Origin of the sequence: Levilactobacillus namurensis DSM 19117, assembly GCF_001434785.1 — a bacterium.
GTDB classification, from domain to species: domain Bacteria; phylum Bacillota; class Bacilli; order Lactobacillales; family Lactobacillaceae; genus Levilactobacillus; species Levilactobacillus namurensis.
Genome location: NZ_AZDT01000063.1, coordinates 86,404 through 99,151, shown reverse-complemented (window position 1 = coordinate 99,151; position 12,748 = coordinate 86,404). Strand labels below are relative to the sequence as shown.

Here is a 12,748-nt window from a genome sequence, read left to right as displayed (position 1 = left end):
AAGCTCAAAGTCGTGCCCACTGGCGTCACGGCCCTGCCAATCGGCTGTTGGGGCCGCCTGGATCCGCGGCTAATGATTTGACCGGTAAGGCGGATGACTAGCACCAATATCATATCTTTACGCAGGACACCAAAAAGGCGTGGGGTCTGAGACCTCACGCCTAAAGTGACGTGACTGTTACTGGATATTCTTGCTGGTCAAAGCCAAGTTGCTCCAGAAGTTGTTGTCAGCTGGGCTGACACTGTAGCCCTTGACCCGTTGGTTAACTGGAGACCAAGCGTATCCGAAGGACTCTGGTCCAACGGCGGCTTGTTGGTTCATGTAAGTCTGCCACTGCTTGAAGATCTTAGTCCGGTAACTGTTGTTCCAAGCCTTGTTACCGTTCATTTCGTTCAACAGCTTGGTGTTTTCAGCAGAGACGAAGTGGCCCATGTTGAAGGTCGCGTCTTGGCCGTAGATTTGCGTTGGGGTTGGTTCGGATGAAACGCTCCAAGCACCAGACCAAACGTCGATCTTGTTTTGAGAAGGCGCCTGCAATGCCGCGTAGAAGCTGTTCATTTCCATCGGCTTACCACCGGCGAATTGAACGTCCAGGCCAATCTTGTGCCATTGTTGCAGGAAGTCTTGGTATTCAGCCATCTGAACGGAGGTCCCCGTCATGGCACCGAAGTTGATCTTCAACGGCTTACCATTTGGCAAAGTCCGGTATTGCCCCTTCTTCTTGAAGCCCGCTTGGTCAAGCAGTTGGTTGGCTTTCTTGATGTTCAGTGGGTAGCCCTTTTCTTGGGCGTTGTAGTAGTTGGTGAAGACAGGTGGCAGTAAGGTGTTGGCCCGCCAGCTCATGCCGTACCCGAACTTCTTGGTGACTTGGTCCAGGTTCAACGCGTAGAGCATGGCCTTCCGCAAGTTCTTGTTGGCCATCTTAGCCTTAGGATCCATGACGTTTTCGCCAGTCTTGGTGTCAAAGTGACCCAAGTTGAAGCCGAAGTAGTCGTAGCTTAAGGCTGGACTGCCGACGATGTGGTAGTTCTTCAAGTTCTTCAGTTGCTTGTAGTCGGTCCCTTGCAGACCACCGCTGACGTAATCGTACTTCTTGGATTGGATGGCCTTATCGATGTTGTTCGGGGAGACCACGTTGATGCTGATGTGCTTGATCTGTGGTTGCTTGCCGTAGAAGTCGGGGTTCGGAACCCAAGTCGTGGATTCCCCTTCGACGACCTTGTTCAACTTGTAAGGTCCGGTGAAGATGGGATCCTTGCGAATCTGCTTGGAAGCCGCCAACTTAGGAATTGGCACGTTCTTGATGTACTCGTAAGGTTCGACGTACCCCCACATGAAGGAGTTCCCGTTGAACTTCATACTTGGCGTCATGTGGTTAAAGTGGATGACGACCACGTTGCCGGATTGGCCCTTAGGGTAGGTGAAGCCGGAAATGGTCTTGGCCTTGCCCGCGTGGTAAGCGGCCATCCCCTTGATGTCGTTAAAGTCGGCTGAGAATTGTTGCGACGTGGTGGCCTTGTTGCCAATGACTTCGTAAGGGTACTCGACGTCTCGGGCGGTGACCTTCATCCCGTTCGACCACTTAGCGTTGGGCCGAACCGTGACGGTCGCGGTGTTGTTCTTCCGGTTCAAAGACAAGTTCGCCAACCCACCGTTGATGATCTTGTAGTTCTTGTCCTGATTGAACAGGGCGCCTTCACCACCGGGTGCAAAGACATCTGAATCTTCGGCATTGGAAGCCAGTGCTGGGTCCGTGATGCCTTGGAAGGGTGATGAGTTGGCTTCGGCGATCTTCAACGTTCCGTTGTTGGCGGCTGCGTTGGCTTTGGCCGGGTTATTGTAATTATCTAACAGTTTGACGGATGCCCCCGCTTCAGCTGAGCTGGACGAGGCACTGCTCTTCTTGTTGCCGCAAGCAGCCAGGCTTAAGGTCGCGAGGACTGCCATTGCGGACAAAACCAGTTTGTTTTTTACCATAGGATGTTCCCCCTTGTAGATTCCTCATACAAAGGCCGGTCGGGATCTCTCCTCAAAAATCGGGACTGGTCGTGGTACACGATAGGCTGTGCGGACACCATCTCCTTAATGGGTGGTCGTGATTAATCTGCGGCGCCTTGCCGTTGTGAGGCATCGGCGGCCCGACGGATGACTTGACCAATGTAACTAATGGATAGACATAAAATGATAATCTCGAGGGCGGCGGGCAACCAAGTCCACCAGTACTGGGTGATGTTGTTGGGATCGTTGGCGTTAGCAATCATGGTCCCTAACGACGGGGTTTGCGGTGGCAACCCGAAGCCCAGGTAGGACAGCCCGGTTTCGACCCCAATGTTTTCGGCGAAGGACAACGTGGTGTCGACGATGATCAAGGACGAAATGTTGGGCATGATCTCGCGAAAGATGATCTTGAGGTTGCTGGTTCCGGAGGTCTTCGACGCGGCCACGTAGTCCTTCTGGGATTCGGCTAGGGTCCGCGACCGAATCAGCCGCGACGTGCCTTCCCAGTAAAAGATGGAAAAGATCAGCGTCAACGTGATGGCGTTGTAGTGGGGGATGATGGTGACTAGTACGATGATCATCATGGTCATCGGGAGCATCATCATGAAGTCGTAGACCCGTTGCATGCCCCAGTCGATGTAGCCGCTGTAGTACCCGGGAATCAACCCCCAGCAGATCCCGAAGGTTGAGGAAATCGCGGTCAGCCCTAAGGCGATCCCGATGGAGTTCCGCGACCCGACAATCAGTTGCTGGGCGACGGAACGGCCCCCGGAATCGGCTCCCAGTAACAAGCCGTCAGTCCCGGGTTTATCAAAGTAATTCATAATATCAGTCTGCATCATCTGGGGCGTGTTGATGAACAAAGAGGCAATCATCACGAAGAGGATGAAGCCAACGATGATCACCAGTGCGACCATCGCGGGCTTATCCGCTTTGAATTCATCCCAGATGATCCGGGCCGTGGACGGCGTCGCTTCCGATTTAGCTTCTTGTGACAGCCGGGCTAAGTCGGCAGCGGAGACGTCCGAGTGTTGGTTGAAATTTTCTGCCATGGTCACGACCTCCTATTCGATTCGAATCCGTGGGTCGACCAGCGTCAAGATGATGTCGGAGAGTAGCGTCCCCAGCAGGTTCAAGATGCCGTAGATCAAGACCAGCGCGGTGATGACCGTGTAATCCCGGTAGCTGATCGAGTTCACGAACAGGAGTCCCATGCCGGGGTAGGAGAAGACGGTTTCGGTAAAGATGGAACCGTTCAGTAACCCGGTGATGGAATACCCCGCGAACGCCGCGATGGGCAACAGGGAGTTCCGGAAGATGTGGTGCCGGTAGATGTCTTTACGGGGCACCCCTTTAGCCCGTGCCGTCCGCACGTAATCGGAACGCTTGGCGTCGATGACTTCGGAACGCAGGTATTGGACGATATTGACGGTCCCAAACAACGCCCCCAAGATGGCAGGCAACAGGATGTGATAGAACCGTGAACCAATGGTCTGTAGCCAGGTCGTCGCGTTGGTCGAGATGGACCCCGTGGTGGGGAACCAGCCGAAGACGTAACCGAAGATCCAGATGCCTAAGACCAGGATGACGAAGAAGGGGATGCAGTAGGTGACGTAGGTGTAGACCCGGATCACTGTATCGGGCAACTTACCTTCATGCCGGCCGGCGAAGACCCCCATGGGCAGCGCCAACGCGTAGGTCAGAATCATGGAAAAGCCCGTCAACCACAAGGTGTTGGTGGCCCGGCCCGCAATCAGCCGGGTAACGGGTTCCTGGTACTGGTAGCTTTGGCCCAAGTTCCCGTGGAATAGGTGGACCACCCAGTGCCAGTACTGTTGGTACCAGGGGTCGTAGAGGCCGTTGAGCTTCATCAGGTGGTGAAGCTGGGCGGGGTCCGCCTTGGGGTTGATCGATCCGGTAAAGGGATCTCCCGGCATGGCCTTGGCCAGCAAGAACACCAGAATACTTAAAATAATGACTTCGGGAACCATGATGAGGATCCGCCGTAAAATGGTTTTCCACATTAGGCCTGCGCCTCCCTTTGTACTTCTTCTTGGGCCAACTGGTGGGCTAAGGCTGCGGGTAACGCCACCGAATGGGTGGGTGAGACGGCGACCAGTGGATAGGCCTTGCCGTCATCGTCGTAGTACTTGGCTCGCTGTTCTTGGTAGATGCGTTCGACGGCTAACCGTGATGCGCGGTGCGCCGCACGTTGGGCCACGTTGGTCTCGGGAATCGCGGCCAACAGTCGCTTGGTGTAGATGTGTAACGGGTGGTTATAGATGTCATCGCGGGTGCCAATCTCGACCAACCGGCCCCGGTTCATGATGGCGATGTTTTGGCACATGTGCCGAACCACGCCGAGGTCGTGTGAGATGAACAAGTAGGAGATACCAAATTCGCGTTGGATCTTCTTCATGAAGTTCAAGACTTGGGCTTGAACGGACAGGTCCAGGGCGGACACGGGTTCATCGGCGACAATCAACTTAGGGTTGGTGGCGACGGCCCGGGCGACGCCGATTCGTTGTCGTTGGCCCCCGGAGAATTGATGGGGGTACTTGTACAACGCGTCGGCGTCGAGGCCCACGATGTCTAGGAGTTGTAAGACCCGTAACTTTTCGTCTTCTTTACTCAGGTGCTCGAAATTGCGGAGGGGTTCAGCGATAATGTCTTCGATCCGTTTCCGCGGATTCAGGCTGGACAGCGAATCTTGGAAAATCATTTGCACGTCACGGTTATAGTTCAACCGCCGGCGGTTGGCTTTTTGGGTAATGTCTTGTCCCTGATAGAGGATCGACCCGCTGGTGACCTTCTCCAGCCCCACTACGGACTTGCCCGTGGTGGTCTTGCCGGAACCGGATTCGCCGACCAGTCCGTAAGTCTCTCCGGCTTCAATAGCGAAGCTGATACCGTCAACGGCGGGGACTTCGTCGGTCACCCGGTTCCAGAAGCCGGAACGGATGGGGTAGTGGACCTTTAGGTTTTGAATAGTGATCAGACTCATTGCGCACGACCTTCCTTCAAGGCTTGGTCTGGAAAAGCGAAGTTGCGGTAACAGGTACACCGGACTAGGTGACCCGGGGCAACTTGGTGCATGGTTGGATTGGCCTCGTGGGCGCTAGCGGGCACCCAAGGAATCCGCGGGGCGAACCGGTCGCCACTCTGAGGCATTTTCTGTAGAGAGGGAACGTTGCCCCGGATGACGTAGAGGTCGTCATTTTCATTGCCCCGCTGTGGCATTGACCGCAACAACGACCGGGTGTAGGGGTGTTCGGGCGTGTCGAAGATCTGTTGGGCACTGCCCTCTTCAACGATCTGGCCCGCGTACATCACGGCCACCCGGTCGGCGGTCTCGGCCACGACCCCTAAGTCGTGAGTGATCAGGATGATGCCGGCGTGGTTTTCCTGTTGGATGGCCCGTAAGACGTCCAGAATCTGGGCTTGAATCGTCACGTCCAGCGCCGTGGTAGGCTCGTCGGCGATGATCAGGTCGGGCTTGCAGGCAATCGCAATGGCGATGATCACCCGTTGGCGCATCCCGCCGGAAAGCTCGTGGGGGAATTGCCGCGCGGTACGCTTGGGGTCCACAATCCCGACCTGATCCAGGAGGTCCAAGACCCGTTGGTGCTTCTGGTCGCTGGTCAGTGTCGTGTGGTAGGTCATGACTTCGCTAATCTGGTCTTCGATTCGCTTGAGCGGATTCAACGCGGACAGCGGGTCTTGGAAGATCATGCCAATCTTGGCACCCCGGTACTGGTTGTATTGGTCGTCGTTCAGCGCTAAAAGGTTGGTCCCTTCGAAGTCAATCTCCCCGGTAATCTTGGTTTCACTAGGGTCTTGCAACCCCATGATGGTGGTGGCTAGCGTGGTCTTGCCGCAACCGGACTCGCCGACGATGGCGAGAATCTCGTCGTGGTGGACTTGGAGGTTCACGTGGGTGATGGCGTCGTAGTAGTGTCCGTTGATCTTAAAAGCGGTGCTGACGTCTTTGATGTTTAGAAAATCTGCAGTGGGCTCCACAAAAACCCCTCCTCTTTTCTCATTTGTTTCTCATTTTAAGCAACGGCCAATTGAATAAATTGTGGCCGTATACAAATCTAGCCTCGATAATCATTCACTGGTATCATGATTCATACAGACACCATATCTCAGATTGATTTGCTGAAAAGTCACTAAGAATTTTTAGAAATCCTTGGCTCTTTTTGATTAAACCAATCATGACAGGTTCTTGAAAAATGAGATAAAATTTGACCTGCTTTTTAAATAGTTCGCAAATTTTCTTGTCAAACGGTGCATAATCTCCGTTTTTGGTATGCAGGGTGATGTAAAAATATGCAGGGAGATAAAATGAGAAAACGATGAGCGAAACGCTAGATGGACGTAGCAGAGTGGCGCCTGGCTTGGATTAGGTAGCGAGTGGGTTTGGTGAACTGGACCGGAAATTTGCAGGGTGCGCCGGTCGAAACGGGACGCCACTACGCCCGGAACAACGGTGCGCGGGGGGATTGATTCCGGAGGGTGGAGTTCCAACAGGCCCTGTCAGGTGTGGTATGATAGCTATAAATGACAGAATTTTTGAAAGCGATGGGCTAAAAAGATGAGACTAGACTTTTCTGTCGCCGTTCACAGCTTGCTCTATCTGGACGAGAATCGTCCCCGGAAGATTGCCAGCCGTGAGTTAGCGACTTCTTTACAATTGAATGCGGTCATGATCCGCAACATCTTATCCGTTTTGCATAAGCAGGGGTACATTGAAGGCTCGGTAGGCAAGAACGGGGGATATCAGTTGATTCGGGACCTGGCGGATATCAACGTGGGGGAACTCTACGACCTGACGATTCCACCAACCATCAGTTACGCCCGGTTCATCACCGGGGACTCGAAGGGCGCCAAGGTCAGTGACAGTACGGATATCTCGGCGAACATCTCCCAGACGTTGACCGATCTGTTCACCCTGGCCGACGATGATTATCGTCGGTTCTACCATCAATTCACGATGACGGATCTGAAGCGTGATCTGCATAGTCACGGCTACTTTCGGCAACTGATTCACCGGCAGCAGGAAAACGGGACGTCGGAAAACTAAGTCGTTATTTAGCGGGGATTGTGAGCACCGCAATCTAAAACATCTTCCTTTTAATTAAGGGAAGGTGTTTTTTGGTTACGGTCGCCTAACCACGCGACTCTGAGCGGACCTGAGCCGCTGACTGGCTCGGTAAACCGCCACCACAAGAAAGATAATGCTGACTTTGCAAATTCGGACGGAGAATTTGGAAGCTTGATTGTAATCGCTTCCAATGCGTGCTATCATTTTAAGTAGCCGGTTAGGGGGCAGGTTACCCCCGGTACTGGTAGGTTTGGTTAATTTTGAAAGGGGTTTTTGGGATGTATTGGTATGCTATGAAATCACACGATATTCGGCACAATCTTGCGACCGAACAATACTTAATGAATAATAAGCAGTTCGACGAACCGCTGGTGCTCTTCTATTACGAAGGCCCATGCATCATCGTCGGCCGGAACCAAAATACATTGGAAGAAATCAACCAGAAGTACGTGGAAGAACATAACATCACGGTCACCCGGCGCCTGTCCGGTGGGGGCGCGGTCTACCAAGACCTGGGCAACCTATGCTTTAGCTTCGTAGTCGACAGTGACAGCGAAGAGTTCGGGGACTTCAAGTCCTTCGTTCAACCTATCGTGGATGCATTGCACGCCATGGGGGCTAAGGACGCCGAAGTCTCTGGCCGAAACGACATCTTAGTCGACGGCAAGAAGTTCTCCGGGAACGCCATGTACTCTCACAGCGGGAAGACCTTCTCCCACGGGACCTTGATGCTGGACGTGGACCAAAACGTCATCGCGGACGCCCTGAACGTGCCAGCCGATAAGATTAAGTCCAAGGGTATCAAGTCCGTACGCTCCCGGGTCACGAACTTGAAGCCGTACTTGGCACCAGAATACCAAAACTTAACGGTGCCCGAATTCCGTGACACCCTGTTAAAGGAACTCTTCCACGTGGATAACCTGGATGACATCATGGACAAGCAGGTCACCATCAGTGACGACGAAAAGGCCGCCATTGATAAGATCTACAATGAATACTACAGCAACTGGGACTGGGTCTACGGCAACTCCCCAGAGTTCACGGTCAAGAAGCGGCAACACTTCGACTACGGGACCATTGACGCTCGGCTCCAGATCGACGGTGGGAAGATCAAGAACATCAAGTTCTACGGTGACTTCTTCGGCCCGAGCGACGTTACGGCGTTAGCGGATAAGCTGACGGGCGTGCGGTACGACCGGGAACACGTTGGGGCGGTCCTGAACAGTGTGGACACGCAACAATACTTCAACGGGATTCCAACCAGTGACGTCTTAGATTTGCTGGTCGACTAGTTTTGGTTTCCTACTGATTTTCACCGGGGAATACGTTAGAATAAGAATGGAAATTGACTTGAGGACGTGGTCGGTTGACCACGCCTTTTTAGATAATGAGGAGTTTTAGTTAAAATGAGAGATCGTAATGTCATTTCGTGGGCTGTTGTTTCCTTGATCGGTTTTTTGGTGATCAACGTTTTGATGCACCAGTCCTTCATTCAAAGTACCGAACCCGTGGCGCATGATCTGGGACGTTCGACCCTGATTGCGGTAATCCTCTACGCCATTCCGATTGTTCTAGCGGCCCTAGACTGGAAACCTTCCTTTTACGTGATGGGCCTGGTCATCGTGATCTACTCGCTGGGGTTGGTCGGCGTGATCTTGAACATGCTGTTCCACAGTGACGCCAGCCTCTTGATTCGGACGCTGATGTCGGCCTTTGGCGTGGGGATGCTGGTGGCCAACGGGTACTGGTTGGTTCTGGCGCTGCGGTTGCGGTTAGCGGAACAGAAAGAACGGGACCGTCGTCGGTTCGGAAAATAAAGAAGGGATGATTTGATGGAACGACAGATTCAAGGGTTTATGGACGCCGTCGAAAACGATGAGGTGCACCACTTCAACGCGACCGCTAAACAAGCCGACTTTTATGCCGACCCGGATGCGGTCTTGGCACCACTGGCCGCTTTCATGCGCGAACAGATCACGGCGGACCAACTGGCCCAAGCCACGTTGACCTTAAGCGACGCGGAAGTGTCCGTGCGTCTAGAGATGAGCGTGATCAACTTGCCGATGCAGGATAGTAAGACCATCGGCAAAATCATGGACGTGAGCCAAACGGCGCCGATTAACATCTACGCGGTGATCGAGACGGACGCCATCAACGTCTCCGGTTTACGGATCGACGCCCTGGCCCCGGCGACCACCTACCTGGAACAGGCCGCCACGGCGGACCAAAGTCTCCACGACTGGGTGTTGCTCCAGATCGATAAGTTGAAGACGGCGTCCGAAAACGCGGCCCAGACGGACCAACTGGCAACAACGGCTAAGCAGCCGGCTAAGAAAGCTGCCACCAAGAAGGCGACAACTAAGAAGACCGCTGCCAAGAAGACCCCGGCAAAAAAAGCGCCGGCTAAGAAGCGGACCACGCGCAAAGCGCCGGCGAAAAAGACCACCACGACTAAGAAGACAACGCCTAAGAAGTAAGAACTGCTTGCATGTCAACGCTAGAGATGCTATGATGTTTCTATGCGATGAGTCGAGAAATCACGGGTTATTGGTTCGCCAATAACTTCTGCGCAAGCGGCTAGGTGAATTTTTGATGGTGGGGTACAGATGTCACCGGATTTGTGACGTACTTGATTTTGCGGGAATGTGGATTCCAAAATAAATCCTGTTAGGTTTCGACTTAACGGCCACCGAAAGGACCTGAGAAGGTAACTTCTCAGGTCCTTTTTTTTGGCACTTAAAGTTTGTTAGGTCGGTGACCCAACCCATTGGCAATCGGTAGACCAATCGTATCGGAAATAACCGTTGGCTTATAATGAATTCCCTTGGTAGGAGTGTTTAAAGCTTGAATGAATGTTGAAAAAGATAGGTAGACCAGTATGAAAACGGTTTATCTAGAACGTGGCGAATGGTCCCATCAGGGAGGAACTTCAAGAGAAGGCGGTCATATGATTAAGTGGTTGCACTGGTATCAACGAAACCCCGTCGGCATCTCACTTGTGATGGTGATTGGCTGGGAATTGCTGCTGGGGATGTCGTTATGGAACGTTGGGTTGTTAGCGTTGGTGGGCTTCTTCTTGTGGTTGGCGGTTAAGCCGGGCCCCCACTGATCTTAGGGACGTACATAGGGCTTAAGTTACCAAAGGGTAAAGCAAAAGATAAGATTAATGATTTGGGGACTCTAAACGTTCTTCAGCGAAACTCTTGCGGCTGACGGCTTCTATACTGGAGGCAGTTAAGCGAGTAAGGGAGCTGATGACATGTTAATGCGGGGATTACCGTTCATTGTGTTCGTCTTATTAGTTGCGGTGGCGATTCTGACCGGTGGCAGTACGGCTGGCACCAATACGGCGGCTCCGGGCGTGGCGACCATGCGGACCATCTTTGTGGTGGTCTTGAGTCTGTTTGTGATTGGCGTGACCGGGTGCTTTCTGTTTGGGGCCAACATCCAGATGATGGGCTAATTTCGGTTACTGGAAAACATCCGCAGAGGGGGGAGTTTATTCCTAGCTTTTGTGGGGTATTCGCCTTATCGGCCAGCGGTTAATAACCACGGATTCAGACGGCCCCAGCAGCCGATTGGCAGGGCCGTGACGCCAGTGGGCACGACTTTGAGCTTCGCCAAACCCGCGAATCTCAAAGCTCGGCCTTAGCCTAAGGCCAGAAACCCGCTGGCCTAACGCTAATTTCACCGGCTGGGCCCTATCGGCTGTTGGGTCCTAACGGTGGTGGTCATGTTTTTGGCACGCGAGGTCCAATTCAACGGCTAGTGTCAGCCGAGAGGTCGGCCAGACAGGGCTCAGCCGTGAAATTTTCCTTGGTGAGCGTCTTTCAGCTCGCCTAGGAAAAGGCCCAGCTTCGAGACCGCTCTGTGGCTCGAAGTGGTGCCCACGGCGTTCCAGCCCTGTCTGGCCGGCCGGTAGGCGAATGGAACCGACGTTAAAAAAACTGGGTCCAGCATAGGTGACTTGCTGGACCCAGTTTTAGTTGGGGTTAGCGGACCAGGTAAACGTGGTCCTTGATGAGATCAATATTGGTGTAGTGGCGGTTCAGCTTCCGGGTAGCGGCGTTTTCCACGAACTCGGCGTTGTCCCAGAATTCAGTGGAGCCAGTCGCGCCGTGGGGTTCGCCCAAGACCACGAAGTCGACCTGGGCGGAAGACTGGCGGATGGCTTGGAGAAGTTCCCAGTCCAGCGGTAAACCGTCTGGGGACCAAGACATCACGACCACGCCGACCTGCTCGCCGTATTTGGCGAAAGCGTCGCGGGCGCTCAGGGGTTCGATGGTGGTCAGGGGATGCCGGCCGGTCTCGTTCTCCGCGGTCCAGGCCTGACTATCCGTGGCGTAGACGGTCTTGTGGGCGTCACGCAAGCCCTTAGAGATGTAGCCGTTACCGGCCATGACTTCCAGCACGGCTCGGTCACCGACAAAGTCGGCCAGATCGCTGATAAACGGGCGGGGCGTATAGGCCCACATGCCGTAGTGTTCTTCGAGGTAGTCGCGGAAGTACCGCAGGTCGTGGTCCAGGTGCGGCAGGGCCCCGGTGAGCTTGTCCCAGAGCTTGTCGCCGACCGGATCGCCTTGAGGGAACTTCTGGTTGAGGTTCTGGTAGATCAGGTCCTCACTATCGTCGGGCAACTGCAGTAGGGGTAGCTGCTGGGGGAGGTCCCCGGCAGCTAACATCTTATCGGCCAACAGAACGTTACTAATCAACAGTTTAATGGCGGGATAGTCGTTAAATTCGTGGTAGTAAGCGGTCATGCGGTCGATATAGGCCGTCTTCTGTTCGGCCAATGGCTGGTGGCGGAACTGCTTTTTGAGTTTTTTAAGTTTACGTGGATTCAATCGTCTCATCCTTTTAGCGAAAATTTGAATACCCTAAGCTTACCATACTCCGTGGAGCCTGGCTGACGACGGCCTTAATGCCGTAACGACCGGACTAGAGCCGGCCTTAGAATTAATGGACTCGTGGGTATGATTAGGCAATATGGAAACGTGGTGACGAAGCATGAGTAAGCCGTGAGGCCGGCCAGACAGGGCTCAGCCGTGAAATTTTCCTTGGTGAGTGTTTTTCAGCTCGCCTAGGAAAAGGCCCAACTTCGAGACCGCTCTGTGGCTCGAAGTGGTGCCCACGGCGTTCCAGCCCTGTCTGGTCGGCCGGTAAGGCGCTGGCCAGCACCATGGATAAAAGAAAACCAACCGCCCGCAGGCAGTTGGTCACAAGTTAATGGTCGTCTAAATGCAGATCCAATTCTTCTTGTTGGTTGGGCTGAGTGTCGGTACCGCGGTGCTCCTTGCCGTGCAGGTAACCATCGATCAACTGGTAGATCTCATAGCGGTCCTGACCACTGAGAACGTCGCGATTGAAGCTCAGTTGCTTGCCGGAGAGGAACAGGCGACCCAGGTCGTAGGCGTCGCGTTCCGTCTTCCCCGCCAGGTAGTCCATGGTCACGTCGAAGTATTCCGCTAATTTTCGTACTTCGACGAAGGAAGGCGTCCGGACGCCCCGTTCCCAGTTGCCAATCTGTGACGCGGTGTTGGTGTGGTCGTCGCCTACCGTGTTCTGTTGATTCAAGGCGTCTGCCAGTTGCTCTAAAGTAATGTGCTGACCGCGCCGTAATGCCCGAAGTCGTTCCGGAAACAT

Annotated in this window: 13 protein-coding genes; 6 read left to right on the top strand and 7 right to left on the bottom strand. The window is 53.8% G+C overall.

Going from position 1 to position 12,748, the window contains the following annotated elements:
- Positions 1-177 precede the first annotated feature (177 nt).
- From FD30_RS09765 to FD30_RS09745, 5 genes are all read right to left on the bottom strand, one after another.
- On the bottom strand, positions 178-1,977 hold the full coding sequence (locus tag FD30_RS09765; protein ID WP_056944866.1) for an oligopeptide ABC transporter substrate-binding protein: 1,800 nt from the start codon (positions 1,975-1,977) through the stop codon (positions 178-180).
- A gap of 122 nt (positions 1,978-2,099) precedes the next feature.
- Positions 2,100-3,050, bottom strand: coding sequence for an ABC transporter permease (locus tag FD30_RS09760; RefSeq protein ID WP_056944865.1), 951 nt, complete (start codon positions 3,048-3,050; stop codon positions 2,100-2,102).
- 12 nt (positions 3,051-3,062) lie between these two features.
- Entirely contained in the window at positions 3,063-4,022 is a 960-nt protein-coding gene (locus tag FD30_RS09755; protein ID WP_024747118.1) for an ABC transporter permease, read from the bottom strand.
- Positions 4,022-5,002: an ATP-binding cassette domain-containing protein gene (locus FD30_RS09750; RefSeq protein ID WP_056944864.1), complete on the bottom strand. Its 981-nt coding sequence runs from the start codon at positions 5,000-5,002 to the stop codon at positions 4,022-4,024. Before FD30_RS09750 ends, FD30_RS09755 begins: the two co-directional genes overlap by 1 nt.
- The gene (locus tag FD30_RS09745; RefSeq protein ID WP_056944863.1) at positions 4,999-6,018 is read right to left on the bottom strand and encodes an ABC transporter ATP-binding protein; all 1,020 of its coding nucleotides are present in this window, start codon (positions 6,016-6,018) and stop codon (positions 4,999-5,001) included. Before FD30_RS09745 ends, FD30_RS09750 begins: the two co-directional genes overlap by 4 nt.
- 577 nt (positions 6,019-6,595) lie before the next feature.
- Here FD30_RS09745 and FD30_RS09740 point away from each other — a divergent pair.
- From FD30_RS09740 to FD30_RS09720, 6 genes are all read left to right on the top strand, one after another.
- Positions 6,596-7,084, top strand: coding sequence for an Rrf2 family transcriptional regulator (locus FD30_RS09740; protein WP_056944862.1), 489 nt, complete (start codon positions 6,596-6,598; stop codon positions 7,082-7,084).
- 299 nt (positions 7,085-7,383) lie between these two features.
- Positions 7,384-8,397, top strand: a complete 1,014-nt coding sequence (locus FD30_RS09735; RefSeq protein WP_056944861.1) for a lipoate--protein ligase — start codon at positions 7,384-7,386, stop codon at positions 8,395-8,397.
- 114 nt (positions 8,398-8,511) lie between these two features.
- On the top strand, positions 8,512-8,922 hold the full coding sequence (locus FD30_RS09730; RefSeq protein ID WP_056944860.1) for a hypothetical protein: 411 nt from the start codon (positions 8,512-8,514) through the stop codon (positions 8,920-8,922).
- A gap of 15 nt (positions 8,923-8,937) precedes the next feature.
- Positions 8,938-9,582, top strand: a complete 645-nt coding sequence (locus FD30_RS09725; protein ID WP_186810771.1) for a hypothetical protein — start codon at positions 8,938-8,940, stop codon at positions 9,580-9,582.
- A 470-nt stretch (positions 9,583-10,052) separates the two neighbouring features.
- Positions 10,053-10,214: a hypothetical protein gene (locus tag FD30_RS11595; protein ID WP_156652561.1), complete on the top strand. Its 162-nt coding sequence runs from the start codon at positions 10,053-10,055 to the stop codon at positions 10,212-10,214.
- A gap of 150 nt (positions 10,215-10,364) precedes the next feature.
- Positions 10,365-10,568 carry a hypothetical protein gene (locus tag FD30_RS09720; RefSeq protein ID WP_024747125.1) on the top strand — a complete coding sequence of 68 codons (204 nt, stop codon included), beginning with the start codon at positions 10,365-10,367 and terminating at the stop codon, positions 10,566-10,568.
- Positions 10,569-11,097: 529 nt separating this feature from the next.
- Here FD30_RS09720 and FD30_RS09715 read toward each other — a convergent pair.
- Positions 11,098-11,949, bottom strand: a complete 852-nt coding sequence (locus FD30_RS09715) for a hypothetical protein (RefSeq protein WP_024747126.1) — start codon at positions 11,947-11,949, stop codon at positions 11,098-11,100.
- A 379-nt stretch (positions 11,950-12,328) separates the two neighbouring features.
- The gene (locus tag FD30_RS09710; protein ID WP_056944859.1) at positions 12,329-12,748 is read right to left on the bottom strand and encodes a helix-turn-helix domain-containing protein; all 420 of its coding nucleotides are present in this window, start codon (positions 12,746-12,748) and stop codon (positions 12,329-12,331) included.

What these genes read in the sequence shown, in the direction of transcription:
- FD30_RS09765 (WP_056944866.1), bottom strand. Translation starts at nt 1,977, where the DNA reads ATGGTAAAAAACAAACTGGTTTTGTCCGCAATGGCAGTCCTCGCGACC.
- FD30_RS09760 (WP_056944865.1), bottom strand. Translation starts at nt 3,050, where the DNA reads ATGGCAGAAAATTTCAACCAACACTCGGACGTCTCCGCTGCCGACTTA.
- FD30_RS09755 (WP_024747118.1), bottom strand. Translation starts at nt 4,022, where the DNA reads ATGTGGAAAACCATTTTACGGCGGATCCTCATCATGGTTCCCGAAGTC.
- FD30_RS09750 (WP_056944864.1), bottom strand. Translation starts at nt 5,002, where the DNA reads ATGAGTCTGATCACTATTCAAAACCTAAAGGTCCACTACCCCATCCGT.
- FD30_RS09740 (WP_056944862.1), top strand. Translation starts at nt 6,596, where the DNA reads ATGAGACTAGACTTTTCTGTCGCCGTTCACAGCTTGCTCTATCTGGAC.
- FD30_RS09735 (WP_056944861.1), top strand. Translation starts at nt 7,384, where the DNA reads ATGTATTGGTATGCTATGAAATCACACGATATTCGGCACAATCTTGCG.
- FD30_RS09730 (WP_056944860.1), top strand. Translation starts at nt 8,512, where the DNA reads ATGAGAGATCGTAATGTCATTTCGTGGGCTGTTGTTTCCTTGATCGGT.
- FD30_RS09725 (WP_186810771.1), top strand. Translation starts at nt 8,938, where the DNA reads ATGGAACGACAGATTCAAGGGTTTATGGACGCCGTCGAAAACGATGAG.
- FD30_RS11595 (WP_156652561.1), top strand. Translation starts at nt 10,053, where the DNA reads ATGATTAAGTGGTTGCACTGGTATCAACGAAACCCCGTCGGCATCTCA.
- FD30_RS09720 (WP_024747125.1), top strand. Translation starts at nt 10,365, where the DNA reads ATGTTAATGCGGGGATTACCGTTCATTGTGTTCGTCTTATTAGTTGCG.
- FD30_RS09710 (WP_056944859.1), bottom strand. Translation starts at nt 12,748, where the DNA reads ATGTTTCCGGAACGACTTCGGGCATTACGGCGCGGTCAGCACATTACT.